General features: G+C 63.5%; 25 protein-coding genes. 12 read left to right on the top strand and 13 right to left on the bottom strand.

Annotated elements, in window-relative coordinates:
• Positions 1-37 precede the first annotated feature (37 nt).
• From AC1Z32_RS19120 to AC1Z32_RS19110, 3 genes are read left to right on the top strand one after another with little or no spacing between them, the layout of a single operon-like run.
• Entirely contained in the window at positions 38-766 is a 729-nt protein-coding gene (locus AC1Z32_RS19120) for an energy transducer TonB (protein WP_483480082.1), read from the top strand.
• Positions 767-799: 33 nt separating this feature from the next.
• Positions 800-1,546 carry a MotA/TolQ/ExbB proton channel family protein gene (locus AC1Z32_RS19115; RefSeq protein WP_483480081.1) on the top strand — a complete coding sequence of 249 codons (747 nt, stop codon included), beginning with the start codon at positions 800-802 and terminating at the stop codon, positions 1,544-1,546.
• A 17-nt stretch (positions 1,547-1,563) separates the two neighbouring features.
• Complete coding sequence (locus tag AC1Z32_RS19110) at positions 1,564-1,986, top strand: ExbD/TolR family protein (protein ID WP_483480080.1); 423 nt, start codon at positions 1,564-1,566, stop codon at positions 1,984-1,986.
• Between the two features lie 342 nt (positions 1,987-2,328).
• Here the strand turns inward: AC1Z32_RS19110 and AC1Z32_RS19105 are convergent, their stop codons facing one another.
• The gene (locus tag AC1Z32_RS19105; RefSeq protein WP_483480079.1) at positions 2,329-3,291 is read right to left on the bottom strand and encodes a LysR family transcriptional regulator; all 963 of its coding nucleotides are present in this window, start codon (positions 3,289-3,291) and stop codon (positions 2,329-2,331) included.
• Positions 3,292-3,464: 173 nt separating this feature from the next.
• On the opposite strand from AC1Z32_RS19105, the gene AC1Z32_RS19100 reads away from it, so the two are divergent.
• From AC1Z32_RS19100 to hemP, 4 genes are all read left to right on the top strand, one after another.
• On the top strand, positions 3,465-4,337 hold the full coding sequence (locus AC1Z32_RS19100; RefSeq protein WP_483480078.1) for a pirin family protein: 873 nt from the start codon (positions 3,465-3,467) through the stop codon (positions 4,335-4,337).
• Positions 4,338-4,466: 129 nt separating this feature from the next.
• The gene (locus tag AC1Z32_RS19095) at positions 4,467-4,865 is read left to right on the top strand and encodes an OsmC family protein (protein WP_483480077.1); all 399 of its coding nucleotides are present in this window, start codon (positions 4,467-4,469) and stop codon (positions 4,863-4,865) included.
• Between the two features lie 39 nt (positions 4,866-4,904).
• A complete protein-coding gene (locus tag AC1Z32_RS19090) occupies positions 4,905-5,393 on the top strand; it encodes an SRPBCC family protein (RefSeq protein ID WP_483480076.1) in 489 nt (162 codons plus the stop codon).
• A 160-nt stretch (positions 5,394-5,553) separates the two neighbouring features.
• Positions 5,554-5,802: a hemin uptake protein HemP gene (gene hemP, locus AC1Z32_RS19085; RefSeq protein WP_483480075.1), complete on the top strand. Its 249-nt coding sequence runs from the start codon at positions 5,554-5,556 to the stop codon at positions 5,800-5,802.
• A 275-nt stretch (positions 5,803-6,077) separates the two neighbouring features.
• Here the strand turns inward: hemP and AC1Z32_RS19080 are convergent, their stop codons facing one another.
• The 6 genes from AC1Z32_RS19080 to uvrB form a co-directional block, all read right to left on the bottom strand.
• Positions 6,078-6,491, bottom strand: coding sequence for a GlcG/HbpS family heme-binding protein (locus tag AC1Z32_RS19080; RefSeq protein ID WP_483480074.1), 414 nt, complete (start codon positions 6,489-6,491; stop codon positions 6,078-6,080).
• Between the two features lie 38 nt (positions 6,492-6,529).
• Complete coding sequence (locus tag AC1Z32_RS19075; RefSeq protein ID WP_483480073.1) at positions 6,530-7,945, bottom strand: 4Fe-4S binding protein; 1,416 nt, start codon at positions 7,943-7,945, stop codon at positions 6,530-6,532.
• A complete protein-coding gene (locus AC1Z32_RS19070; protein ID WP_483480072.1) occupies positions 7,942-8,793 on the bottom strand; it encodes an FTR1 family iron permease in 852 nt (283 codons plus the stop codon). Before AC1Z32_RS19070 ends, AC1Z32_RS19075 begins: the two co-directional genes overlap by 4 nt.
• A 67-nt stretch (positions 8,794-8,860) precedes the next feature.
• On the bottom strand, positions 8,861-9,193 hold the full coding sequence (locus AC1Z32_RS19065; RefSeq protein WP_483480071.1) for a cupredoxin domain-containing protein: 333 nt from the start codon (positions 9,191-9,193) through the stop codon (positions 8,861-8,863).
• A 55-nt stretch (positions 9,194-9,248) separates the two neighbouring features.
• On the bottom strand, positions 9,249-9,794 hold the full coding sequence (locus AC1Z32_RS19060) for an iron transporter (protein ID WP_483480070.1): 546 nt from the start codon (positions 9,792-9,794) through the stop codon (positions 9,249-9,251).
• Between the two features lie 369 nt (positions 9,795-10,163).
• On the bottom strand, positions 10,164-12,260 hold the full coding sequence (uvrB, locus tag AC1Z32_RS19055; protein ID WP_483480069.1) for an excinuclease ABC subunit UvrB: 2,097 nt from the start codon (positions 12,258-12,260) through the stop codon (positions 10,164-10,166).
• Between the two features lie 387 nt (positions 12,261-12,647).
• Here uvrB and AC1Z32_RS19050 point away from each other — a divergent pair, with 387 nt between their 5' ends.
• A complete protein-coding gene (locus AC1Z32_RS19050) occupies positions 12,648-13,847 on the top strand; it encodes an amino acid aminotransferase (RefSeq protein WP_483480068.1) in 1,200 nt (399 codons plus the stop codon).
• A 77-nt stretch (positions 13,848-13,924) separates the two neighbouring features.
• Here the strand turns inward: AC1Z32_RS19050 and AC1Z32_RS19045 are convergent, their stop codons facing one another.
• The gene (locus tag AC1Z32_RS19045; RefSeq protein ID WP_483480067.1) at positions 13,925-14,143 is read right to left on the bottom strand and encodes a hypothetical protein; all 219 of its coding nucleotides are present in this window, start codon (positions 14,141-14,143) and stop codon (positions 13,925-13,927) included.
• A gap of 274 nt (positions 14,144-14,417) precedes the next feature.
• On the opposite strand from AC1Z32_RS19045, the gene AC1Z32_RS19040 reads away from it, so the two are divergent.
• On the top strand, positions 14,418-14,933 hold the full coding sequence (locus AC1Z32_RS19040) for a hypothetical protein (RefSeq protein ID WP_483480066.1): 516 nt from the start codon (positions 14,418-14,420) through the stop codon (positions 14,931-14,933).
• Between the two features lie 41 nt (positions 14,934-14,974).
• Here the strand turns inward: AC1Z32_RS19040 and AC1Z32_RS19035 are convergent, their stop codons facing one another.
• Both AC1Z32_RS19035 and AC1Z32_RS19030 read right to left on the bottom strand, forming a co-directional pair.
• Positions 14,975-16,387: a LutB/LldF family L-lactate oxidation iron-sulfur protein gene (locus AC1Z32_RS19035; RefSeq protein WP_483480065.1), complete on the bottom strand. Its 1,413-nt coding sequence runs from the start codon at positions 16,385-16,387 to the stop codon at positions 14,975-14,977.
• A 25-nt stretch (positions 16,388-16,412) separates the two neighbouring features.
• Positions 16,413-17,147 carry a (Fe-S)-binding protein gene (locus AC1Z32_RS19030; protein ID WP_483480064.1) on the bottom strand — a complete coding sequence of 245 codons (735 nt, stop codon included), beginning with the start codon at positions 17,145-17,147 and terminating at the stop codon, positions 16,413-16,415.
• A 190-nt stretch (positions 17,148-17,337) separates the two neighbouring features.
• On the opposite strand from AC1Z32_RS19030, the gene AC1Z32_RS19025 reads away from it, so the two are divergent.
• Positions 17,338-18,153, top strand: coding sequence for an IclR family transcriptional regulator (locus AC1Z32_RS19025; RefSeq protein ID WP_483480063.1), 816 nt, complete (start codon positions 17,338-17,340; stop codon positions 18,151-18,153).
• A gap of 74 nt (positions 18,154-18,227) precedes the next feature.
• On the opposite strand, the gene pbpG is transcribed toward AC1Z32_RS19025, so the two are convergent.
• A complete protein-coding gene (pbpG, locus tag AC1Z32_RS19020; protein WP_483480062.1) occupies positions 18,228-19,223 on the bottom strand; it encodes a D-alanyl-D-alanine endopeptidase in 996 nt (331 codons plus the stop codon).
• On the opposite strand from pbpG, the gene AC1Z32_RS19015 reads away from it, so the two are divergent.
• Together AC1Z32_RS19015 and AC1Z32_RS19010 are read left to right on the top strand one after the other, a co-directional pair.
• On the top strand, positions 19,216-19,431 hold the full coding sequence (locus AC1Z32_RS19015) for a hypothetical protein (protein WP_483480061.1): 216 nt from the start codon (positions 19,216-19,218) through the stop codon (positions 19,429-19,431). The two genes, pbpG and AC1Z32_RS19015, sit on opposite strands and share 8 nt — an antisense overlap.
• A gap of 753 nt (positions 19,432-20,184) precedes the next feature.
• Positions 20,185-20,760, top strand: a complete 576-nt coding sequence (locus AC1Z32_RS19010; RefSeq protein ID WP_008350468.1) for a phasin family protein — start codon at positions 20,185-20,187, stop codon at positions 20,758-20,760.
• 156 nt (positions 20,761-20,916) lie between these two features.
• On the opposite strand, the gene lpdA is transcribed toward AC1Z32_RS19010, so the two are convergent.
• Together lpdA and aceF are read right to left on the bottom strand one after the other, a co-directional pair.
• Entirely contained in the window at positions 20,917-22,977 is a 2,061-nt protein-coding gene (gene lpdA, locus AC1Z32_RS19005; RefSeq protein WP_483480060.1) for a dihydrolipoyl dehydrogenase, read from the bottom strand.
• A gap of 103 nt (positions 22,978-23,080) precedes the next feature.
• Positions 23,081-24,706 carry a dihydrolipoyllysine-residue acetyltransferase gene (gene aceF, locus AC1Z32_RS19000; protein WP_483480059.1) on the bottom strand — a complete coding sequence of 542 codons (1,626 nt, stop codon included), beginning with the start codon at positions 24,704-24,706 and terminating at the stop codon, positions 23,081-23,083.
• Positions 24,707-24,710: the final 4 nt, after the last annotated feature.

Below are 24,710 nucleotides of genomic sequence, written 5' to 3'. Positions count from 1 at the left end.
GCAAGAACTCACGCAGCACCACAAGCAGCCAATAACAATGCAGTCCCCGACCCTTTCTCCCGCAGCTCTCCGGACGGCCCCGGCATCGAACGCGAATCCGCGCGTGATCGCGGCGTGCGCCGCTGTCGTCGTGATTCACGCTGCGCTGCTGGGCACTGCGTTGTCGATGCGCAACGAGCCGCTGCCGCGTCCGATCGAAGCCAAGTCGATTACCGCGCAGCTCATCAGCGAGACGCCGCAGCCGGCGCCGCAACCCGTTGCAGTCGAAACGCCGCCGCCCAAGCCGGTGCCGCAACCGGTCCCGAAGCCGCAACCCAAACCGAAGGTCAAGCCGAAGATCGAGCCGAAGCCCACGCCGATGCCGGTGACCGAAGCGCCGTCGCAGATCGCGGCGCCCGCGCCGGAACCGACACCGCCCGCGCCGGCGCAACCCGCGCCGCCGCCTGCTGCTCCGGCCATCGGAAAGCCGAGCATGGATCTCGCCGCACCGAAGAACGTCGCGCGTCTGAGCTGCAACATCGCACAGCCTGACTATCCGGCAATGTCCAAGCGCCGCGGCGAAACGGGCACGGCCGTCGTCCGCCTGACGGTCGGCCTCGCGGGCAAGATCGAAAACGTCACGCTGCAAAAGAGCAGCGGCTCGTCGCGGCTGGATGACGCGGCGCTCGACGCGGTGCGGGGCAGCGCGTGCAGCCCCTACAAGGAAAATGGCGAAGCGATTCGCGCGACCGCCACGGTCCCATTTGTTTTCAGTCTGAACGACTGACCGGTTTAATCAGATACAAGGAAGGAACGAGAAATGGAAAACTACGGGATTGCGCACGTCTGGGCGCAAGGCGATTTCGTGACGCGGGGCATCGCCCTCGCGCTCGTCATCATGTCGGTGCTTTCGTGGACGGTGATCGTCGTGAAGGCGTGGAACGTCGTGCGCCTGAAGCGCCTGACCAAGAACGCCGAGCAGGCCTTCTGGCACTCCGACGACTTCAACGACGGTATCAAGAAGCTCGGCAGCCAGTCGTCGAGCGCGGCGGACAACCCGTTCCTCGCACTCGCGCTCGCCGGCCAGGAAGCGGCGGACCATCATCATCAGACGCAGCCGCATCTGCACGACCGCATGGACGTGTCCGACTGGATCACGCGCTGCCTCAAGGATGTGATGGACGAAGGCGTCGGCCGCATGCAGTCGGGTCTCGCGATTCTCGCGTCGATCGGCTCGACGTCGCCGTTCGTCGGCTTGTTCGGCACCGTCTGGGGCATCTATCACGCGCTTTTGACCATCGGCGCGACGGGCCAGACCTCGATCGATCAGGTCGCGGGCCCGGTCGGCGAATCGCTGATCATGACCGCGTTCGGCCTCTTCGTCGCGATTCCGGCGGTGCTCGGCTACAACGCCCTCACCCGCGCGAACAAGGGCATCGTCACGAAGCTGAACCGCTTCGCGCACGGCCTGCACGCGTTCTTCGTGACGGGCTCGAAGCTCTCGTCGACCAAGCGCGCGACCAACGCCTCGACCGACAGCCTGCGTCTCGCGACGCGCGCGTCGTAAGCCGGGAGGTTTGCATCATGGCCATGAGCCCATTCGCCGGAGATGAAGACGACGGCATGATGAGCGAGATCAACATGACGCCGCTCGTCGACGTCATGCTGGTTCTGCTGATCATCTTCCTCGTCACGATTCCGGCCATGCATCACGCGGTGAAGATCGACCTGCCGCACGCGAGCAGCGCGCCGCAAGACGAGAAGCCCGCGCACGTCAACATCGCGATCAAGGCCGACGGCACGACGCTGTGGGACGATCAGCCGGTCGACGCAGCGACGCTCGACGCGCGCATCGCGCAAGCCGCGCAGCAGACGCCGCAGCCCGAGATCTATCTGCGTGCGGATCGCCAGGTGGCCTACGAGAAAGTCGCCGATCTGATGTCGGCGGCGCAGTCAGGCGGACTGACCAAGATCGGCTTCGTCACCGAGCCGAAGAGCGGCAAGTAAGCGAGGAACGCGGCGCCCTCTTTCCGGGCGCCAAAAGTAAAAGGCCTTCATCGTCAGATGAAGGCCTTTTTTTGTGCGCACTCGGCGCATTCGGGTGAGGCGGTCACTTTGGGTTCGAATAGCCAGAACCAGAAGTTCCGTCGCATGCAGCAGCCGTGGTCGACACGGACAGTGCAATCAACCCTATCAGGCTAACTATCAGAGCAGCCGTCAGTTTTCGCATAAGGAGCTCCTTAGCGAAGGAGGCTTCAATATACCGCTGCGAATTTTGACGATCAATTGAATCTGTCCATCGCAAGCGCGCGCTTCAATGTCAGAAATCAATGACAAGCGCCGATGCGGTCAAACTGTTTCTCGATCCGCGCTTTCGTGAACAGGACATTCTCCAGGAAAGCGCTCGCCGCTACCGATCGACTCGACGAGAAAATCCACGAACGCGCGCACTGCAGGGACCATGCCCTGGCGCGACAAAAAGACCGCATAGAGTTGCGGCGACGGAAACGTCCAGCCCGGCATCACAGGCGACAGCTGGCCCGTGCGCAACGGCGCGCCGTACATCATCTCGGGCAGCGCCGCGATGCCGACGCCGCGCATCACGGCCTCGCGGATCATCGACAGGTCCGCAGTGACGAGCCGCGGCTCGTGCTCGAACTCGTGGCGCGTGCCGTCCGGCGCGATCAGCCGATAAACGTGACGGCCGTCGGCGGAAGGCATGTCGATCGTGTCGTACTGGGCGAGTTCCGCCGGCGTCATGGGTGGCGCGTTCGACTTGAGCAGCGACGGCGCCGCGACGAGCATCTGCTCCGTGCGCCACAGCGGCCGCGCGACGACGTTCGAGCTCGCCGGCGGCTCCGAGCGCACGCGCAGCGCGACATCGACCGCGTCCTCGAACAGATCGACGACGCGGTTCGTCACGCGCATCACGACGCGCACTTCCGGATAGCGATGCATGAAGTCCGGCATCACCGCGGAGAGAAAGGTCTGCGCGATCGTGACCGGCACGCTCACGCGCACCGTGCCGCGAGGCGAATCGCGCAGGCTTTGCACGACGTTGACGGCCGCCTGGGCTTCGGCGAGCATCGCCTGACAATGCTGGTAGAAAAGCTGCCCCGCCTCGGTCAGCGCGAGCTTGCGCGTCGAGCGCTGCAGCAGGCGCACGCCGAGCGACGCCTCCAACTCCGACACGCGCCGCGACAGCCGCGATTTCGAGATGCCGAGCACGCGCTCCGCAGCGGAAAATCCGCCGTGCTCGACGACGTGCGAGAAATACATCAGATCGTTCAGATCATGCGAGTCGGCTTTCATGGTCGCTCGGTGAGACTCGGAAGTGTGCGCACGTACCCGTGCGGTTCGTTATCGCCAGCGGGACAATCCATTGCGCCGCGACGTCTTTTACCGCGAAATGCGGCCCATATAATAGCTCTGTGTTTCAAATTTATCGCTATTCCCTTATTTCCGTATTCACGACGCGAGGCAACATGTCCACCAGCCGCAGCATCGAACGCATCATTCCGGCGACCCGCACCGTTGAAGGCGGCGGGTTCGTCGTGCATCGTCCGTTTCCGACCCGTCTTCTGATGGATTTCGATCCCTTCCTTCTCCTCGACGAGATGGGGCCCGCCGACTACGCGCCCGGCGAGGCCAAAGGCGCGCCCGATCACCCGCATCGCGGCTTCGAGACGGTGACGTACATGCTCGAAGGCGAGTTCGGCCACAAGGATTCGGCGGGCCACTCCGGCACGCTGCGTCCCGGCGACGTGCAATGGATGACCGCCGGCGCGGGCGTCGTGCACAGCGAAATGCCCGCCGAGGAATTCACTCGCCAGGGCGGCCGCGTGCATGGTCTGCAACTGTGGGTGAACCTGCCGCAGCGCGACAAGATGATCGCGCCGCATTATCAGGAGATTCCGTCGACGCAGATTCCCGTCGCGACGAGCGAGGACGGCAAGGTCAGCGTGAAGGTCATCGCGGGCGAGGCGCTTGGCGTGAAGGCCGCGGTCGAGACGCGCACGCCGATCCTGTATCAGCACTTCTCGCTGAAGCCGGGCGCGAAGATCGAACTGGCCGTGCCGCGTGATTATCGGGTGTTCGCGTATCCGCTTTCGGGCACCGCGTTGTACGGCCCGCAAAGCCAGCCGGTGCGCGCGCAGCAGATGGTGATCTTTCGCGACGACAGCGACACGATCGCGCTCGCCGCCGGCGACGAGCCCGTGGAACTGCTGCTGATCGGCGGCGTGCCGCTGAAGGAGCCCGTCGTGCGCTACGGTCCGTTCGTGATGAACACCGAGGACGAGATCCGCCAGGCGGTGATCGACTATCAGGCGGGCCGCATGGGCGCGATCACGCACTAGGCGCCTTAGTGCCGAAGCAGTCGAAATCGGCAAAGCGGTGCGGCAGGAACGGACACATTGCGTCACAATGACCGTTCTTGCCGCACCGTTTTTGTCATTCATACAGTCCAATCAAAGCAGGAGCAACGCATGGCCGGACCTTCCGTGACCGCAAGCATCGGCAACATCGACTATCAAGTCCGTCTCGCGGACGGCACGCATTCGTGGCTCGCCGACGAACCCGCCCGTATCGGCGGCGGCGACACGGGACCGGAACCCGCCTCGCTCCTGCTCGCGAGCCTCGGCGCATGCACGTCCATCACGCTGAAGATGTACGCGAAGCGCAAGGAATGGCCGCTCGAAGCGGTGCACGTCGAGTTGTCGATGAAGAGCACCGCGGAAGGCACGAACATCGACCGGCGCATCGCGCTCACGGGCGCCCTCTCCGATGAACAGCGGGAACGGCTCTTGCAAATTGCCAATGCGTGTCCGATGCACAAGGTTCTGTCCGGCGCGATTCACATCGAGTCCGGACTTACGCCGCAGTGATGCATCGCGGGCACACGAACGTCCAAGGAAACCGTCGTCTTGAATTTCGAACACCTCATCCAGATCAACGATCCGCTCAATCCGCTCGTCGAGTCGCTCACGCGCGAGCAGCTTTGGGAAGGGCTCGTCCTGCGTGCCGAGCAGCCGCAGTTGTTCGTGCTGGGCCTGGATAGCTGCGACATCATCTCGCGCGATGGCGACACGATGGAGCGCGAGCTCCACTATGGCCAGGCCACCGTGCGCGATCGCGTGACGCTCACACCCGGTTCGAGCGTGCGCTACGACATCCTGCCGACCGCCGAATATGTCGGCGGCTCGCTCACGATGGCGATCGAGCAGCCCGACCCGCTCCAGCTCTTCCTGCGCTTCAGCTACAGCACGACGCTGCCGGAAAACGAGAATGCAACGCCTGACGAGCGTCAGACGCAGGAAATCGTGAAGTCGGCGTATCGCGAGTCGGACATCGACACCGTGCGGCTGATTCGCCAGTTCGCGCACGGCCGTCAGGATCAAAGTCCGCTGCATTGAGCGGCTGTTGGCACAGTGCGTCGATGCGGCGGCGGATGCCTCGCGGCCGCATCGAGACTGGCTATCAGAAGTCGTGCTTCAATCGGAAAGTCTATTTGCAAATAGGAATAGTTATCATTTACTATAGACCCATCGAATCAACGAACGCACACACTTCGCCATGACCGACACGCCGCGATCCTCCACGCTCAGGCTGCGCCGCCCGGCTGTCCGCGACGCCGCGATCACCCGCCCGAAGGCGACCACCGTCACGACGGTTCATGTCGCCCACGCGGCGGAAAGCAGCGGCGAGCGCTCGCTCAAGAGCGACGCGCTGTTGCAGGGGCGCAGCCACGTGAGCATTGTGCATAACGGGGAGACCTATCAGTTGCGCGCGACGCGTCTGGGCAAACTGATCCTGACGAAGTAAGCCGCAAGAACAGCAGTACGTACCGGGTATTGTGGGGACCACCTCGCCAAGAGGTGTTTGGCCTTAGCCAGCGAGGACGACTTGCACGCGAGAATTCAGACCCCTTCGTGCAAACACCAGCCAGTCGTCGATAGCAAGCGAAGCCGCTTTTTTTGGTTCCCGCGCTTTCGCGATGCGCTTGATGAGCAAGCCACGCGATGATGATCGAACAAACGGCACGCTTTCCTGTGAAGGCGTGCCGTTTTTGTTTGCCGTGATTAACCGCAGCGGAAGAATCAGACGTTCTCGATGCCCAACGCCGCGATACCCGCCTTCGCGATCTGCGCATCCTGGTCCGACTTCACGCCCGACACGCCCACCGCCCCGACGATATCCGTACCCACGAAGATCGGCACGCCGCCTTCGAGCATCGCGGTCATCGGCGCACTCAGAAACGCCGTGCGGCCCTGCTTGATCGTGTCTTCGTAGACCTTGGTCTCGCGGCGGCCGAGCACGGCGGTGCGCGCCTTGCCCGTGGCCATTTCGGCGGTGCTCGCGCCCGCCCCTTCCAGACGATGCAGGTGCAGCAGATGCCCGCCATCGTCGACGATCGCGATCGTCACGTTCCAGTTGTGTTCCTTCGCATGCGCCTCGGCGGCGGCGGCCATCGACTTGACGTCTTCGTCGGTCAGTACAGGTTTGGTTCTCACTTCTCGCTCTCGTTGCCGTTCGACACGGCGTGGACGGTTTATCGGCTGAAGCCCCAGAACATCAGGTACCACGCGCTGTCCGCGACGGCCAGCGCAGCCATAAACCATACCATCGTGAGTGCGCGCGGAACAAGGGTCGACGCATAGCGGCTCGTCACGCGCCACGCGAGCCACGCACTCCATGCGTTCGCGATGAAGAGCAGACCGAGGCGCAGATCCGTGACCCACCAGAGCGGCACGTGCTCGGCGCGCAGCAGCGACACGGTCGTCGCCGACAGGCCGAGGAACACGCCGCAGCCCGCGAGCGGAATCAGCGCGAGCGTCAGGTGATGCAGACGCGTCGCATCGAACTTGCCGAGCATGCGCGTGCCTGCGGCGAGGAGCGCGAGCAGCGCGGTGCCGTACACGAGTCCCGTCACGACGATATAGCCGATGACCATCGTGCCGTCGAGCCACGAGAAGACGTCGTTCTGCTCCGGATAGTGCGTGAAGAGGAACCACGGCGCGGTCGTGTCGAGCGGCCAGAGGATGTCGTGATCGATGAGCCACGCCGCGAGATATTGCTTCAGATCGACGAACCAAGTGCTCACGGTCCAGTGGAACGCGCCGATCGCGATGCCGAGCAGGCCGTACAGAATCAGCGCGGTGTCCCACGGGTTCGCGGCCTTGTCGCCGAGCCTGACGACCTCTTCCGAAGGCGAGCGCCACGTGAGCGCGATCGCATCGCGATGGCCGCTGCATCGGCCGCACATGTGGCAGTCGGCGGCGCCCTTCATGTTGCGCAGCGGGACGAGCGGCGCGCAGTTGATCGGAATCACGCGATGGCCGTGCTCGCCTTTCGTGTACGACCGCCGCCAGGCGTCTTCGTTGACCTTGTAGTGGAACGGCGCGAGACGCGCGAGCAGCGAGAACACCCCGTTCACCGGGCACAAGTACTTGCACCACACGCGCTTCTCGCGGCCATACAGCACGCCGATGATCATCGCGCCCACGGTCGAGCCGCCGAGCACGAGCAGCACCGCTTTCGGATACTGATAGACGCTGACCATCTGGCCGTAGATCGTCGTCAGGCCGAATGCGACGAACGGCCAGCCGCCCCAGCGCATCCAGCGCGGAATCGCCCAGCCGCGGCCGAACTTGCTCGCGAACTCGGACAACGCGCCTTCGGGGCACAGCACGCCGCACCAGACGCGGCCGAGCATGACCATCGACAGCAGCACGAACGGCCACCAGATGCCCCAGAACACGAACTGCGCGGCGAGCGTGAGATTGCTCCACAGGTGCGCGGAGCCGTCGGGCAGCGGCATCACGGCGGGAACGATGATCAGAAACGCATACACGGCAACGACGATCCACTGAATCATGCGGATCGTGCTGCCGTGACGCTGCATCCAGTGGCCGGCTTGCTGAAGCCGGCCCGAGTTTTCCGGGCCTCTAGGCATTACAGAGCTCATGCTGGACGGCTTGCCGCCTTTTGCTTTTGCGCCATCTGGTGATTCGAACGGCGCAGGAGAAGATAGATGACGATCCAGTACACCGCATACGCAACGAGGTTCATCCCCGCCGGATGCGCGCGATAGCCGGTGAGCGCGGCGACGAGCGAGCCGAAGGTGCTCGAATCGTCGAGCAGCCACGACGTGTTCCACACCTGATTCACGATGACCGGCAGCACTTCCATGTCGATGAGCTTGTCGACGCCCGTCTCGAAGAGGCCCGCCGCGAGGAACAGCAACATGATTTCGGTGACGCGGAAGAAAGACCGCCACGAGAAGATCTTGCCGCCGAGCTGCAGCAGGTAGAAGGTCAGCAGCGCGAGACCGAAGCCGAGGACGATCGCGACATACTGAGACGCGTCGACATGCCCCGACTGCCCGAAGCCGACGCCATACAGGAACACGGCGGTCTCGCTGCCTTCACGCGCGATTGCGAGCGCGACCAGCACCGCGATGCCCCACCAGTGCCCGTCCTGCGTGCTCTTTTGCAGCGACGTCTCCATGTCGCGCTTCAGCGTGCGTCCGTGGCGCTTCATCCACAAGACCATCTGCACGATCAGCACGCACGCGATCAGCACCATGGCGGTCTGGAAGTAATCCTGGGCATTGCCCGACAGCACTTCCGTGAAACCGACGAGCGCGGCCGCCAGCCCCACCGCTGCGAACAGACCGATGGCGACACCGGTCCACAGATAAGGCAGGCCGCGGCGCGCCTGATGGTCGCCGTTCTTCAGCCACGCGTAGAGAATGCCGACGACGAGCAACGCCTCGACGCTCTCCCGCCATACGATGAAAAGTACCTGCCCCATTTCGAACCTCCAGCAATTCCACTTCAATCGGCCGCGCGCAGCATGTAGCGCTCGCGCGGCGCGTCCGTTACTTCGCGACGATCACGCCCTGCGCGGTCTGATGAAAGTCGTCGAAGAACTTGTACTCGCCCGGCTCCAGCGGCGCGATCACGACGAACGAATCGGCGCCCGGCGCGAGCACCTTTTCCTTGCGCAACTGCACGCTTTCGAACTCGGCCGCGCCCTTGCCGATGTTGTGCACTTCGATCTTGATGCGCTGCCCCGCCGGCACTTCGATGCGAGCCGGGTTGAGCTTGCCGTCGTTCATTTCGAGCTTGAACGTCGGCAGATCCGCGGCGGATGCGATCCCGGAAGCGAACACGGATACCGCGAGCGCGACGATCTGGCTTTTCAGTTTCATGCGTACTTCCTGAGAAAGAACGCGCCCGGTCCGGGATGCCGGGCGCTTCGGACGATCAGTAACCGCCCTTCTTGCCGATGCCCGCGAACGGGAAATCGTATTCGATCGTGAACGGCTTGAACCACGGGCCTACGCCCGTTTCCTTGTCGGTGTGACGGCCGAAGGCCATGTGGCCCGTTTCCGTCGGCGGCGAGACATGCAGCTTCAGGTGGTACTTGCCCGGGCCGAAGAGCTTCACGTTGTCGCCATAGTGCGGGCCGTCGCTTGCGACCATCGCCATCAGGTCGCCCTTCGCGGTCTGCGTCGTGCCGACCTTCGTGAGTTCATACGTCACGTTCAGATACGGCATCCAGTCGCCTTCGGCGAAACCGGTCGGGTTGTTCTTGACCGCGTGGATATCCGCTTCGAGGTGGATATCCGAATCCGACGCCTTGCGCATCATGCCTTCCGGCGCCATCGTGATCGGCTGGAGGTACACGGCGCCGGTTTCCATGCCGCCCTCGATGTGCTGCTTGCCGATCGGATATTCGGCGGCCGAAGCTGCCATCATCGCCGTGAGACCTGCGGCGGCGACGAGGCCGCGCATCAACGTTGAACCCATCAGAAACTCCTTCTTGTTATCGATTGGCGCGCGTGCCACGCGAGCCTTGCCACTGGAACACCGGACCGGCACGCCAGGCGCCCGGAAAAGAAAGCGCCGGCCGGGGCAACACCTCCCGTCGGAATGGTCGGACCGCCGTTTACCGGAGGCGCGCTAGCACAACTCCGTGAACGTTAATACGAACCATTCTCAATGTTCGTCAGTTTAGCATCATCCCACACGCGGAACAATTTGAGCGAGCTTACAGACCTAGGCGCAGTAAGGCTTTTCGCGGGATCGGAACGTACCGCCCGGCGATAAAAAAGCGCGGCGAACCTTTTGATTCGCCGCGCTTCTTGCATCAAGCCCTGAAAAACACTTACATATCACTTACTTTCCGCCGATTCCGCTCACGTGATCGCCCACGTTCGCGCCGAATACGCGCTGTCGCAGCAGCGCCAATTGGTCGCGGGTCTGGGCCGCCTTTTCGAATTCGAGATTCTTGGCGTGATCCATCATCTGCTTTTCGAGCCGCTTGATTTCCTTCGCGAGCTGCTTCTCGGACATGTCCTCGAACTTCGCGCGCGCCTGCGCTTCCTTCAGTTCGGCGCGGGCTTCGTCGGCGTTGTAGACGCCATCGATGATGTCCTTGATGCGCTTCTCCACGCCGCGCGGCGTGATACCCATCTTCTCGTTGTGCGCGATCTGCTTGGCGCGGCGCCGCTCGGTTTCGTCGATGGCGCGTTTCATCGAGTCGGTCATGTTGTCGGCGTAGAGGATCGCCTTGCCGTTCACGTTACGCGCCGCCCGGCCGATGGTCTGGATCAGGGAGCGCTCGGCGCGCAGGAAGCCTTCCTTGTCGGCGTCGAGGATCGCGACGAGCGACACCTCGGGAATATCGAGACCCTCGCGCAACAGATTGATGCCGACGAGCACGTCGAACGTGCCGAGCCGCAGGTCGCGGATGATTTCCACGCGCTCGACCGTATCGATGTCGCTGTGCAGATAGCGCACCTTCACGCCGTGATCGGCCAGAAACTCGGTGAGCTGCTCGGCCATGCGCTTCGTGAGCACGGTGACGAGCACGCGCTCGTGCGCCGCCACGCGCGCGTTGATTTCCGAAAGCACGTCGTCGACCTGCGAGCGCGCCGGACGCACCTCGATTTCCGGATCGACGAGGCCGGTCGGACGCACGAGTTGCTCCGCCACCTGACCCGTCTTCGCCTTCTCGTAATCGGCGGGCGTCGCGGAAACGAAGATCGCCTGGCGCATCTTGCGCTCGAACTCGTTGAACTTGAGCGGACGGTTGTCGAGCGCGGACGGCATGCGAAAGCCGTAATCGACGAGATTTTCCTTGCGCGCGCGGTCGCCGTTGTACATGCCGTTCAACTGGCCGATCAGCACGTGCGATTCGTCGAGCATCATCACGGCGTCGGGCGGCAGATAGTCGACGAGCGTCGGCGGCGGCTCGCCGGGCGCCGCGCCCGAGAAATGCCGCGAGTAATTCTCGATGCCCTTGCAGAAACCCAGCTCCTGGAGCATTTCGAGATCGAAGCGGGTGCGTTGCTCCAGCCGCTGCGCCTCGACGAGCTTGCCGTCGCTGTGGAAGAACTCGAGCCGTTCGCGCAGTTCGAGCTTGATGGTTTCGATTGCGCGCATGACCGTGTCGCGCGGCGTCACGTAATGTGACGACGGATACACGGTAAAGCGCGGAATCTTGTTGCGCACGCGGCCGGTGAGCGGATCGAAGAGCATCATCGATTCGACTTCGTCGTCGAAGAGCTCGACGCGCACCGCCATTTCCGCGTGCTCCGCCGGGAAAATATCGATGGTGTCGCCGCGCACGCGGAACGAGCCGCGCTGGAAATCGGCTTCGTTGCGCGTGTACTGCATCGCGATCAGGCGCGCGATGACATCGCGCTGGCCGAGCTTGTCGCCCGTGCGCAGCGTGAGAATCATCCTGTGATACTCCGACGGATTGCCGATACCGTAAATCGCCGATACGGTCGCGACGATCACCACGTCGCGGCGCTCGAGCAGGCTCTTCGTGGCCGAGAGCCGCATCTGCTCGATGTGCTCGTTGATCGACGAATCCTTCTCGATGAAGAGATCACGTTGCGGCACGTACGCTTCCGGCTGGTAGTAGTCGTAGTACGAGACGAAGTACTCGACGGCATTGCGCGGAAAGAACTCGCGGAACTCCGCGTAGAGCTGCGCCGCGAGCGTCTTGTTCGGCGCGAAGACGATCGCCGGACGGCCGAGGCGCGCGATCACGTTGGCCATCGTGAAAGTCTTGCCCGAGCCGGTTACGCCGAGCAGGGTCTGGAAGGACAGGCCGTCCTCGACGCCCTCGACGAGCGTGTTGATTGCCTCGGGCTGGTCGCCCGCGGGCGGATACGGCTGATAAAGCTGAAACGGCGAGCCTTCGAACGTAACGAACTTCGACTCGTCCAGTTCGTCGGGCGTTTCGATGAGAGTATCGGACATGAGAAATCGGGAGAGTCAACGCCTGAGGCAAACAATCATTCTAGCGTCGTACGCGAAACACGCGCTTGCCATGACGTGACGGGGAATTCGGGAGCTTCGTCTTCGTGATGTTGGGCGCGGATCGTCAAACTCAAGCACCGATATTCGCGCCCTTTTTTATCGCCGGCCCATAGCGCTTTCCGGCAAAAAAGGGCCAAAGAGCGCACGCATTCGCGTCATATTCGTCCGAAAAGCCCTGCGGGATTCGCTACAATGTGCGACTGGGCCAAACGGTTTCCAGCCGTTTTTCGCCACGCGCGCCGCGCCTTCCCGCGCGATGTTTTTCAGCCGCGCCCGCATCATTCCCTTGCACCCTGCCGCACGTCTTTCCTTCACTGCCGATAGATCATGTCTCTTTTCTCTGCCGTCGAACTCGCTCCCCGCGACCCGATCCTGGGCCTCAACGAAGCCTTCAACGCCGATACGCGCACGACCAAAGTCAATCTGGGCGTCGGTGTGTACACCAACGAGGAAGGCAAGATTCCGCTCTTGCGCGCCGTTCGTGAAGCCGAGAAGGCACGCGTCGACGCGGCGCTGCCGCGCGGCTATCTGCCCATCGACGGCATCGCCGCCTATGACGCCGCCGTGCAAAAGCTGCTGCTCGGCAATGACTCGCCGCTGATCGCCGCGGGACGCGTCGTCACGGCGCAGGCGCTCGGCGGCACGGGCGCGCTCAAGATCGGCGCGGACTTCCTGAAGCGCGTGAATCCGGACGCGAAGGTCGCGATCAGCGATCCGAGCTGGGAAAACCACCGCGCGCTCTTCGAAAGCGCCGGCTTCGAAGTGGTCAACTACCCGTACTACGACGCCGCCACGCACGGCGTGAACTTCGACGGCATGCTCGCCGCGCTCAACGGCTATGCGCCGGGCACGATCGTCGTGCTGCACGCGTGCTGCCACAACCCGACGGGCGTCGATCTGTCGGACGACCAGTGGAAACAAATCGTCGATGTCGTGAAGGCGAAGAATCTCGTGCCGTTCCTCGATATGGCGTATCAGGGTTTCGCGGAAAGCATCGACGCGGACTCGGCCGCGGTGCGCCTCTTCGCGGCATCGGAACTGAACGTGTTCGTGTCGTCGTCGTTCTCGAAGTCGTTCTCGCTGTATGGCGAACGCGTCGGCGCGCTGTCGATCATCACGACCGGCAAGGACGAATCGGCCCGCGTGCTGTCGCAACTGAAGCGCGTGATCCGCACCAACTACTCGAACCCGCCCACGCACGGCGGCTCGATCGTGGCGGCCGTGCTGGCGTCGCCGGAATTGCGCGCGACCTGGGAGCAGGAACTGGGCGAAATGCGCGACCGCATCCGCGCGATGCGCAACGGTCTCGTCGAGCGCCTGAAGGCAAGCGGTGTCGATCGCGACTTCTCGTTCGTCAACAAGCAGCGCGGCATGTTCTCGTACTCGGGCCTGACGGCCGCGCAAGTGGACCGCCTGCGTGAAGAGTTCGGCATCTATGCGGTCAGCACCGGCCGCATCTGCGTGGCCGCGCTGAACACGCGCAACCTCGATGTCGTCGCGAACGCCGTCGCCGCTGTGCTGAAGTAATTCCGCGCCGCTGCTGCCGGAACAAAAATGGCGCCCTTTCGGGGCGCCATTTTTTGTGCGTGTCGAAAGCCGATGATTCAGAGCGTCTTTTCCGTGGCGACGACAGGCGGCGTCGCGTCGTCGTCCTCGACGAAGCCGAGCGAGATCGCGCGGGCCAGTTCGGCGCTGACGCCGGCCACGCTGGTTTCCTCGTGGCGCATGGCCGCGCTGCCGCTTTCGCCCGCGTGCATGCAGAACGCCAGCGCGATCGGAAGCAGGATGGCGACGGGCCAATAGGTCGATATTGTCTTTTTCATGGGACTGCCTTTAGTCGAATTGTCGCGGCGGGTTACAGATGTCGAAAACCCACTAACGGACGCTTCGAATGGTACGGAATCGTCCCGATCTTAAAAAGCCATTGAAAAGCAAAGGATTGTTGCACTTGCAGCAACAAGCCCGTCTTGGATGAGAGACGCACCGCATCGCCCCTTTATGACGTCTCGCCGTCATAAAGGCTTACAAAGTTCTTGGAGACATCGGCGCGACGCTGCTGTCTTATGCAGTAATGGCTCGACAGATTTTTTCAACATCATGAAACTCGCAGTCGCTGGTCTTTTGCTTGGGTCGTCGGTCGCGCTTCTCGGCGGCTGCGCGGCCTATCCTGACGCCTATGGCGGCTACCCGGGTGTCTATGACGATCCCGGCTACGCGTACTACGGCGGCCCGCCGGTCGTTCAGCCGGGCGTCGTCATCGGCGGCGGTTACTACAATGGCCCGGCGTACTACGGTCCGGGACCGAGACGTTACTGGGATGACGGTCCGGGCTGGCGTCGTCCGCCGCCGGGCGGGTGGCATGGCGGCCGGCCGCCGCACGATCACGGATCCGGCGGACCGCCGCCGCAAGCGGGCGGTGGCGGCGGCGGACACCCGAACGGCCCACCGCCGCAAGCAGGCGGCGGCGCGCCGCTGCCGAAAGCGGTCGGCGGACAGCCCCCGGGGCCGAATCGCGCCCCGCCGCCGTCGGCCAACGGCGGCAATCGCGACAACGGCGGCAACAGCGGCAACAGCGGGAACTCCCGCGGCTTTATCGGCCGATACGGCGGTTGAAACGGGCCGCGCCAGATCGCATGAACTGGCGCGGCCTTGCTCTAACCCAGATGCGAGTGCTGCGCCTTGTAAAGCTCGCGGAACGTGCGCCCGACGGGCGCGGGCATATCGCGGGTCGCGGTCCATCCCGCGCCGAACGGCAGGCGCGAAATCGCTTTCTTGTCGCCGCCCATGCGTTCGAGCACGCGCACCGCGAGCTTCGTGAAGAGCGCGTACACGGCCGGACGCTTCGCCAGATAACCCCACAGCGCGAGCGCCACGCGTTCGTTGCGGGGACGCAGCCGCCGCTCCATCTGCTTCTCGCGCAGCTTGCGCAACAGGTCCGATAGCGGGATGCCCACCGGACAGACGCTGTTGCACTCGCCGCAAAGCGTCGCGGCCTGAGGCAGATCGAGCGCGCGATCGATGCCGACATACGCCGGCGTAAGCACCGAGCCCATCGGACCGGGATACACCCAGCCGTACGCATGCCCGCCGATCTTCTGATACACCGGGCAATGGTTCATGCACGCGCCGCAGCGAATACAGCGCAGCATCTCCTGAAACTCGCCGCCGATAAGCCCCGTGCGCCCGCCATCGACGAGCACGAAGTACATATGCTCGGGACCGTCCGTTTCGCCGACCGCGCGCGGACCGGTCAACAGCGAGAAGTAGTTGGAGATCGTCTGTCCGGTCGCCGAACGGGGCAAGAGACGCATCGCGGTCGCGAGATCCTCGAGCGTCGGCAGGACCTTCTCGATGCCCGTCACCGCGACATGCACGCGCGGCATCACCGTGCACATGCCTTCGTTGCCCTCGTTCGTGACGACGGCCACCGATCCCGTCTCCGCGATCAGGAAGTTGCCGCCCGTCACGCCCATGTCCGCCGACATGAAATGCGGCCGCAGCACTTCGCGCGCTTCGCGCGTCATTTCGGGGATGTCGGTCAGACGCGGCTTGTTGTGCGTCTTCGCGAAGAGATCGGCGATCTGCTCCTTATCCTTGTGCACGACCGGCGCGATGATGTGACTCGGCGGCTCGTTGTCGTTGATCTGCAGGATGTATTCGCCGAGATCGGTTTCGATGGACTGCACGCCCATCTCGCCGAGCACGCGATTCAACTGCATCTCTTCCGAGACCATCGACTTGGTCTTGATGACCTTCTTCACGTCGTGTTTGCGGGCGATATCCGCGACGAGCCGCGCCGCGTCCTGGGTCGATTCGGCGTACAGCACCGTGGCGCCGCGCCGCGTCGCCTCGCGCTCGAAGGTTTCGAGCCACACGTCGAGATTGTCGAGCGCGCGGTTGCGGCGCTCCTTCAACGCGGCGCGGGTCGCTTCGAAGTCGATGTCGCGCACCGCGCTCGCCCGCGCGCTGACGAACTTGGTCGAGAGCTTCGTCAGGTTCTGCTGCAGGCGCTCGTCGGCGAGCTTGCTGGCGGCGCGCGCCTTGAAATGCATCGTCTGGACTTGCATGTGAGGTCTCTCTTTTCGGATACGCTCAGGCGCGGCCCTGCACATCGCCCGCGAGCACCTGCGCGATATGCAGCACGCGCGTCGAGGTGTCGCCGGTGCGGCGCAGGCGCCCTTCGATGTTCAGCATGCAGCCGAGGTCGCCGAGCACGACGGCCTCCGCCCCGCTCGCCTTGATGTTCGCGCATTTCTCGTCGACGATCGCCGTCGAGATATCGCCGTACTTCACGGCAAACGTGCCGCCGAAACCGCAGCAGTGCTCGCAGCCGCTCATCTCCGTGACCGCCACGCCGGCCTGGGCGAGCAGCTCGCGCGGCTGCGATTTCACGCCCAGCTCGCGCAGGCCCGAACAGGAATCGTGATACGTCACCATGCCGTCGAAGGCCCCCGGCTCCATACGCGCCTTCGCGACGTTCACGAGAAAATCCGTGAGTTCGAACACGCGCGGCTGCAGGCGCGCGAAGCGGTTCATCAATTGCGGATCGTCGCGAAAAAGATCGCCGTAATGCGCGCGGATCATGCCTCCGCACGAACCCGACGGAACGACGACGTAATCGAACTGCTCGAACTCGCTCAGCGTTTTCTCGGCGAGATCGCGGGCGAGCGGCCGATCGCCCGAGTTATAGGCAGGCTGGCCGCAGCAGGTCTGCGACGGCGGCACGATGACTTCGAAGCCCGCGCGCTCGATCAGCTTGATGACCGAGAAGCCGATTTCGGGGCGCATCATGTCGATGAGACACGTGACGAATAGTCCGACTCGCATTGGGGGCGTTTCCTGTTTTGTAGAAGTGATGAACGCACGCCGATTATCCGCGAAAAGTCCCACACGACGGCGCTCGCGCGCTCCGCACGCGCCACCTGCAAGCTCATTGTTTCTTGGCAGCGTTCGCTTTTTTCACATTATGAGATACAATTGCTGTTCCGCTGTTTGACGCATCAACCGATTTTTCACGATGAGCGATACGAACCCGGACTCCAAAACCTCCATCCAGGTGATCGAGCGCATGATGCGTCTTCTCGACGCCCTCGCCGATCACACTGACCCCGTCAGCCTTAAAGAGCTCGCCCAGAGCACCGATCTGCATCCGTCCACCGCGCATCGGATCCTGAACGACATGGTGCTGTGCCGCCTCGTCGACCGCTCCGATCCCGGCACGTACCGGCTCGGCATGCGCCTGCTCGAGCTCGGCAATCTGGTGAAGGCGCGCCTTTCGGTGCGCGAAGCCGCGATGCCGCCGATGCGCGAACTGCATCGGCAGACGGGACAGACCGTCAACTTGTCGGTGCGCCAGGGCGACGAGATCGTCTATATCGAGCGCGCGTATTCCGAGCGCTCGGGCATGCAGGTCGTGCGCGCTATCGGCGGGCGTGCGCCCTTGCATCTGACCTCGGTCGGCAAGCTCTTCCTCGCCGCCGACGAAGCCTCGCGTGTGCGCGCCTACGCGATGCGCACCGGCCTCTCGGGCCACACGCAGAACAGCATCACCGATCTCGGCAAGCTCGAGCGCGAACTGTCGCACGTGCGCCAGCAGGCGTGCGCGCGGGACAACGAAGAGCTGGAACTGGGTGTGCGCTGCATCGCGGCGGGCATCTATGACGACACGGGGCGGCTCGTCGCCGGGCTGTCGCTGTCGGCGCCGGCCGATCGTCTGCAGGACGCGTGGCTCAAGCAGTTGAGCCATACCGCGCTCGAAATTTCGCGCTCGCTGGGCTATCGCCCTGAAGAAGCGGTGATCGAATCGCAACAGGCTCAGCACGCGCAACGTTGATGCACGCGGCATGAAAAAACGGGCTTCGTCTTGCGACGAAGCCCGTTTGCTTTTCAGCGGCGGCCGGCTAAGGCTTACGGATTCGCGCCGGTACCCATGTCGGCGCTCATGATGTGCGGCTCGCCGAGCGTATCGAGATACGAGCGCAGGCGGCCGGCATCGGCGAAGCGCGAGTACTTGCCGTATGAATCGAGCAGCACGATCACGACGGGGCGGCCATTCACGTTCGCCTGCATCACGAGGCACTCGCCCGCTTCGTTGATGAAGCCCGTCTTCTGCAGGCCGATATCCCACGATGCATTGCGGATCAGCGCATTCGTGCTGTTGTAGGCGAGATTGCGCTTGCCGGTGAAGACATCGTAGCTGCGGTCGGTCGAGAACTTGCGGATCAGCGGGTATTGATACGCCGCGTTGACCATCTTCACGAGGTCGCGCGCGCTCGACACGTTCTGGCTCGTGAGACCGGTCGAGTTCTCGAAGTGCGTGTCGGTCATGCCGAGCGACTTCGCCTTCGCGTTCATCGCGGCGATGAACGCCGGACGGCCGCCGGCGTAGTAGCGCGACAATGCAGCCGCCGCGCGATTCTCCGAGGCCATCAGCGCGATATGCAGCATGTCCTCACGATTGAGCACCGAGCCGACGGCGAGGCGCGAGCCGGTGAACTTTTCGTAATCGCGGTCTTCGTCGGTGACGGAAAGGTCTTCGGTGAGCGGCATGTGCGAATCGAGCACGACCATTGCCGTCATCAGCTTGGTGATCGATGCGATCGGCACGACGGCGCGCGAGTTCTTGTCGAAGAGCGTTTCGGACGTGTTCTGATCGACCACATACGCGACGCTCGAGCGCAGCGCGAGGCTGTCGGGCGTGTCGTGCAGGCCGAACGCCTGGCCGACGGACGGCGAACGCGGCTGGAACGCGACCGCATGCACCGCGGCGCGGCGCGCGTGCGGCTCCATCCGGTACGACGCACGGCGCTTGCGCGAGACCCGCGGCGCGTCATCGTCGTCATCGGCAGCGGCGACCTTTGCGGCTTTCACCGGCTTCGGCGCCTTGAGCACGGTCTTGGCCACGCGCGCCGGTTTTTCAGCCGTGGCGGGTTTCTTTGCGGTCTTGGTTGCGGTGGCAGTCTTTGCGAGGGCTTCAGCCGGAGCCGCTGCGAAGGACGTCGCTACTGCGATGGAGACGGCGAGGGACAATGCGGAGCGCATCGCCACGCCATGCACCACCTTCAACGACGAAAACATTTCGGTTTTCATTAGTGTTCTGTTGGGCGGCTGAGGAGTACCGCCAAGTGTAGTGAAGCTACGAAATTTAAGCAATATTAAGCACTTATCGGCACACGTTAAACCGAGTTGTAAGCCGCGATTGCATATTGCTGATCAACAGCGCGCCTCGATCGGCAAAAACGATCGTTCGGGCGGAACAGTGTTGCCCGAAGCGCGCTTTTCTTCATGGCGACCAACGCACTATCGGCAAAACTTTCCACGACTTTAGTCAAAATCGAGCTTCAGATCGGACAAGAGGCAGACTCTTGAATCGAAGCAGGTAAGGTCGGATGCCTCGGACACATTCACGGAAAAATCGGGCAGACGAAATGTTAACGTTTCTTCAACAATTTGGTGTACGGCGGCATCCTAAAAATAGGACGAACTTAAGAAGGCTCTCGTTTTGCGGCGCGACACGGCGGCCCGGCTCCGTGGGTGCGCAACATCAAATGTTCATCCGATTGTGCTTTCATCACTCATAGACGACGCACGATCCCGCCCGGAAAGCCTTACTCCGCCTTGGCCGCTAGGGTTTCCACCGACTTCCCTCCAGCGTCGTTTTGTCACAAGTAAGTTCTTGTTTAATAAGCGATTTCGGTCTTTTGTGCGGCGCACAAAAAGCGCTTGACATCCATCGGAATATCTCTAAAATGAGCTTCATGTTGCGACGCACCAATCGCAGTTGCACCTAGCCGGCCAGGTTCACCGTGCCGGATCTACCCAAACCACGACCCGCGTTTGATGGGTCGGCCATCAGGAGCCTGAGATGACGCTGTTGACCCCCGAGCAAATCGCCGCTGCACAGAAAGCCAACTTCGACACGCTGTTCGGTCTGACGAACAAGGCGTTCGAAGGCGTCGAGAAGCTGGTCGAACTGAACCTGCAAGTCGTGAAGTCCACGCTGGCCGAAAGCCAGGAAAACGCACAGCGCGCGCTGTCGGTGAAGGATGCGCAAGAACTCCTCGCGCTGCAAGCCAGCCTGACCCAGCCGGTCGCGGAAAAGGTGCTGTCGTACGGCCGTCACCTGTATGAAATCGCATCGGCCACGCAAGCCGAATTCGCCCGCGTCGCGGAAGCGCAGTACGAAGAGCAAAACCGCAAGGTGCAAACGCTCGTCGACAACGTCGCGAAGAACGCACCGGCCGGTTCGGAAACCGCTGTCGCCGTGATGAAGTCGGCCATCACCGCCGCCAACACGACGTACGAAACGGTTCACAAGGCAACGAAGCAAGCTGTCGAAATCGCCGAAAGCAACTTCAACGCTGCCGCCACGGCTGCGACGAAGGCCGCTACGCAAGCGACCGAGCAAGCTGCCCGCGCCACGAAGAAGTCGGTCGCGTAAGTTTGCAGCCGGGCCCTGCCCGGTTTAGCGCAGCACGCATCACGAAGAACCCGGCCATTGCGCCGGGTTTTTTGTCGTCTGGCGTTTGCGCTTCGCAAATAAAAAGGCGCGCTCCCGTGAAGGAGCGCGCCTTTGCACATCTTCCAGTGCGCGAGCTTACTTCTTGCGTTGCGGCGGCAGGTCCGTGCACACGCCTTCGTACAATTCGGCGGCCATGCCGACCGATTCGCCGAGCGTCGGATGCGGATGGATGGTCTTGCCGATGTCGGTCGCATCCGCGCCCATCTCGATCGCGAGACACACTTCGCTGATCAGATCGCCCGCATTCAGACCGACGATGCCGCCGCCGATCACGCGATGCGTCTCTTCATCGAAGATGAGCTTGGTGAAGCCTTCATCGCGGCCATTGGCGATCGCGCGGCCCGATGCGGCCCACGGGAACACCGCCTTGCCGAACTTGATGCCTTCGGCCTTGCACTGGTCTTCCGTCTTGCCGGCCCACGCCACTTCCGGATCCGTATAAGCGACGGACGGAATCTGCATCGCGTCGAAATACGCCTTCTCGCCGTGCGCCGCTTCCGCCGCGACGTGGCCTTCGTGCACGGCCTTGTGCGCGAGCATCGGCTGGCCGACGAGATCGCCGATCGCGAAGATGTGCGGCACGTTCGTGCGCATCTGCTTGTCGACGTCGATGAAGCCGCGATCCGTCACCGCCACGCCCGCCTTGTCCGCGCCGATCTTGCCGCCGTTGGGGCTGCGTCCGACCGCGAGCAGCACGAGGTCGTAGCGCTGCGGCTCGGCCGGCGCCTTCTCGCCTTCGAACGTGACGTAGATGCCGTCTTCCTTCGCTTCGGCCTTGGTCGTCTTGGTCTTGAGCATCACGTTCGTGAAGCGCTTGGAATTGAACTTCTCCCAGACCTTCACGAGATCGCGGTCCGCGCCGAGCATCAGGCCGTCGAGCATTTCGACGACATCGATGTCCGAGCCGAGCGTCGAATACACCGTCGCCATTTCCAGCCCGATGATGCCGCCGCCCACCACCAGCATGCGCTTGGGCAGCTGACGCAGTTCGAGCGCGCCGGTCGAATCGACGACGCGCGGATCGTCCGGGAAGAACGGCAGCTTCACGGCCTGCGAACCGGCCGCGATGATCGCCTGCTTGAACTTCACGACCTTCTTGCCGTCCGCGCCGTTCACTTCCATGTGATACGGATCGACGAACGTGCCGACGCCCGTCACGACCTGCACCTTGCGCGCCTTCGCCATGCCCGCGAGACCGCCGGTCAGCTTCTTGACGACGCCTTCCTTGAAGCCGCGCAGCTTGTCGAGATCGACCTTCGGCTCGCCGAAGCTGATGCCGTGCGCCGCGAGCTCAGCCGCTTCGTCGATGACGAGCGCGGTGTGCAGCAGCGCCTTCGACGGAATGCAGCCGACGTTCAGACACACGCCGCCGAGCGTCGAATAACGTTCGACGAGCACGGTCTTCATGCCGAGATCGGCGGAACGGAACGCCGCCGAATAACCGCCGGGGCCCGCGCCGAGCACGAGCATGTCGCATTCGACATCCGCCGCGCCGGAATAGCTGCCCGCTTGCGGCGCGGGCGTCGGGGCTGCCGCGGCCGGGGCCGGCGCCGCTTTCTGAGGCGCGGCCGCGGAAGCCGTCGCGCCGCCTTCGAGCGTCAGAATCAGCGTGCCTTCCGACACGTTGTCACCGACCTTGACCTTCAGCTCCTTCACCGTGCCGGCGGCGGGTGAAGGCACGTCCATCGTGGCCTTGTCGGATTCGAGCGTGATGAGCGACTGCTCCTTCTCGACCGTATCGCCCGGCTTCACGTGCACTTCGATGACCGGAATGTCCTTGAAGTCGCCGATATCCGGCACCTTCACGTCCTGCGTTCCGCCGCCCGAAGCCGGTGCCGCAGCCGGAGCCGCGGCGGGCGCGGGAGCGGCAGCCGGAGCAGCAGCAGCAGCAGCGGCGCCCTCGGTTTCCACCATCGCGATGACCGAGCCCTGGCTGACCTTGTCGCCCTGTTTGACCTTCACTTCCTTGATGACGCCTGCGACATCGGCGGGCACTTCCATCGTGGCCTTGTCGGTTTCGAGCGTGATGACGCCCTGTTCCTTTTCGATGGCGTCGCCGGGTTTGATATTGACTTCGATGACATCGACATCGGAGAAGTCGCCGATGTCGGGTACTTTCAGTTCGACGAGACTCATGTTGTCCCCTAAAGAAGAGCGGATGGAACCGTGCTTCGGGCGCGGTTCCGCCGTCGAGCGGGATCACGCGCTTCGCTCACGAAGAGCGAAGCGCGCGCCACGATCAAAGAATGACGCGACGGAAATCCGCCAGAATCGCCGACAGGAAAGCGTTGAAGCGCGCAGCCTCCGCCCCGTCGATGACGCGATGGTCATACGACAGCGACAGCGGCAGCGTGAGGCGCGGCACGAACTGCTTGCCGTCCCACACGGGCTTCATCTGGCCGCGCGACAGGCCGAGAATCGCCACTTCGGGTGCGTTGATGATCGGCGTGAAGTTCGTCCCGCCGATGCCGCCCAGCGACGAAATCGAGAAGCAGCCGCCCTGCATCTGATCGGGCTTGAGCTTGCCTTCGCGCGCGAGCTTCGACAGGTCGCTCATTTCCTTGGCGATATCGACGAGGCCCTTCTTGTCGGCGTCGCGGATCACCGGAACGACGAGGCCGTTCGGCGTATCGGCCGCGAAACCGACGTGGTAGTACTGCTTGAACACGAGGTTGTCGCCGTCGAGGCTCGCGTTGAAGGTCGGGAACTTCTTCAGCGCCGCGACCACGGCCTTGATGACGAACGCGAGCATCGTGAACTTCACGCCCGACTTCTCGTTCTCCTTGTTGAGCTTCACGCGCAGCGCTTCGAGCTCGGTGATGTCGGCTTCGTCGTTGTTCGTGACGTGCGGGATCATCACCCAGTTGCGATGCAGGTTCGCGCCCGAGATCTTCTTGATGCGCGACAGCGGCTTCGGATCGACCGGGCCGAACTTCGTGAAATCCACCTTCGGCCACGGCAGCAAGCCGAGCTCGCCGCCGCCGGCGCCAGCGGGCGCTGCCGCCGCGGGTGCGGCGCCCTGACCCGTCATCACACCCTTCACGAACGCGGTGATGTCCTGCTGCGTGATGCGGTTCTTGGGGCCCGTGCCGCGCACGCGCGACACATCGACGCCCAGGTCGCGCGCGAACTTGCGCACCGACGGCGACGCGTGGCTCGACGTGCGCGTGCCGTCGCCGGCGGGCATGACGGGCGCCTGCGCGAGCGCGGACGGCGGCTCTTTCGCGGGCACCGGCTTCGCGGGCGCATCCGACGGCACTTCGACCTGCTTCGCGGGAGCGGGAGCCGCGGCGGGCGCCGCTGCCCCGCCGCCTTCCAGCACGAGGATCAGCGAGCCTTCGGAGACCGTATCGCCGATCTTGACCTTCAGCTCCTTCACCGTGCCCGAAGCGGGCGAAGGCACGTCCATGGTCGCCTTGTCGGATTCGAGCGTGACGAGCGACTGCTCCTTCTCCACCTTGTCGCCCACTTTCACGGCGATCTCGATGACCGGAATGTCCTTGAAGTCGCCGATGTCCGGCACCTTCACTTCGACCGTACCGCCGCCCGAAGCCGCGGCCGGTGCGGGCGCGGCAGCCGGCGCAGGTGCGGGCGCCGCCGCCTGTGCGGGCGCGGCAGCGGCGCCGCCGCCTTCCAGCACGACGATGAGCGAGCCCTCGGACACGGCATCGCCCACCTTGACCTTGATTTCCTTCACGGTGCCCGCTGCCGAGCTCGGCACGTCCATCGTGGCTTTATCCGATTCGAGCGTGACGAGCGACTGCTCGGGCTCCACGGTGTCGCCCACCTTGACCAGCACTTCGATCACGGGGACGTCCTTGTAATCGCCGATGTCCGGCACTTTGACTTCGATCGCTTGACTCATTATT

Source organism: Caballeronia sp. 11_S32 (assembly GCF_056930355.1).
Note: the sequence above shows the minus strand (reverse complement) of the source record. Positions and strands in the feature narration are given on the sequence as shown.

Excerpts from the sequence above, each read along its gene's own strand:
- uvrB (WP_483480069.1), bottom strand. The coding sequence starts at position 12,260 with ATGTCCGATACTCTCATCGAAACGCCCGACGAACTGGACGAGTCGAAG.
- AC1Z32_RS19040 (WP_483480066.1), top strand. The coding sequence starts at position 14,418 with ATGAAACTCGCAGTCGCTGGTCTTTTGCTTGGGTCGTCGGTCGCGCTT.
- AC1Z32_RS19075 (WP_483480073.1), bottom strand. The coding sequence starts at position 7,945 with ATGAGCTCTGTAATGCCTAGAGGCCCGGAAAACTCGGGCCGGCTTCAG.
- AC1Z32_RS19110 (WP_483480080.1), top strand. The coding sequence starts at position 1,564 with ATGGCCATGAGCCCATTCGCCGGAGATGAAGACGACGGCATGATGAGC.
- AC1Z32_RS19100 (WP_483480078.1), top strand. The coding sequence starts at position 3,465 with ATGTCCACCAGCCGCAGCATCGAACGCATCATTCCGGCGACCCGCACC.
- AC1Z32_RS19035 (WP_483480065.1), bottom strand. The coding sequence starts at position 16,387 with ATGCAAGTCCAGACGATGCATTTCAAGGCGCGCGCCGCCAGCAAGCTC.
- AC1Z32_RS19070 (WP_483480072.1), bottom strand. The coding sequence starts at position 8,793 with ATGGGGCAGGTACTTTTCATCGTATGGCGGGAGAGCGTCGAGGCGTTG.
- AC1Z32_RS19060 (WP_483480070.1), bottom strand. The coding sequence starts at position 9,794 with ATGGGTTCAACGTTGATGCGCGGCCTCGTCGCCGCCGCAGGTCTCACG.
- AC1Z32_RS19065 (WP_483480071.1), bottom strand. The coding sequence starts at position 9,193 with ATGAAACTGAAAAGCCAGATCGTCGCGCTCGCGGTATCCGTGTTCGCT.
- AC1Z32_RS19045 (WP_483480067.1), bottom strand. The coding sequence starts at position 14,143 with ATGAAAAAGACAATATCGACCTATTGGCCCGTCGCCATCCTGCTTCCG.
- hemP (WP_483480075.1), top strand. The coding sequence starts at position 5,554 with ATGACCGACACGCCGCGATCCTCCACGCTCAGGCTGCGCCGCCCGGCT.
- aceF (WP_483480059.1), bottom strand. The coding sequence starts at position 24,706 with ATGAGTCAAGCGATCGAAGTCAAAGTGCCGGACATCGGCGATTACAAG.
- lpdA (WP_483480060.1), bottom strand. The coding sequence starts at position 22,977 with ATGAGTCTCGTCGAACTGAAAGTACCCGACATCGGCGACTTCTCCGAT.
- AC1Z32_RS19030 (WP_483480064.1), bottom strand. The coding sequence starts at position 17,147 with ATGCGAGTCGGACTATTCGTCACGTGTCTCATCGACATGATGCGCCCC.
- AC1Z32_RS19105 (WP_483480079.1), bottom strand. The coding sequence starts at position 3,291 with ATGAAAGCCGACTCGCATGATCTGAACGATCTGATGTATTTCTCGCAC.
- AC1Z32_RS19115 (WP_483480081.1), top strand. The coding sequence starts at position 800 with ATGGAAAACTACGGGATTGCGCACGTCTGGGCGCAAGGCGATTTCGTG.
- AC1Z32_RS19010 (WP_008350468.1), top strand. The coding sequence starts at position 20,185 with ATGACGCTGTTGACCCCCGAGCAAATCGCCGCTGCACAGAAAGCCAAC.
- AC1Z32_RS19050 (WP_483480068.1), top strand. The coding sequence starts at position 12,648 with ATGTCTCTTTTCTCTGCCGTCGAACTCGCTCCCCGCGACCCGATCCTG.
- AC1Z32_RS19025 (WP_483480063.1), top strand. The coding sequence starts at position 17,338 with ATGAGCGATACGAACCCGGACTCCAAAACCTCCATCCAGGTGATCGAG.
- AC1Z32_RS19095 (WP_483480077.1), top strand. The coding sequence starts at position 4,467 with ATGGCCGGACCTTCCGTGACCGCAAGCATCGGCAACATCGACTATCAA.
- AC1Z32_RS19120 (WP_483480082.1), top strand. The coding sequence starts at position 38 with ATGCAGTCCCCGACCCTTTCTCCCGCAGCTCTCCGGACGGCCCCGGCA.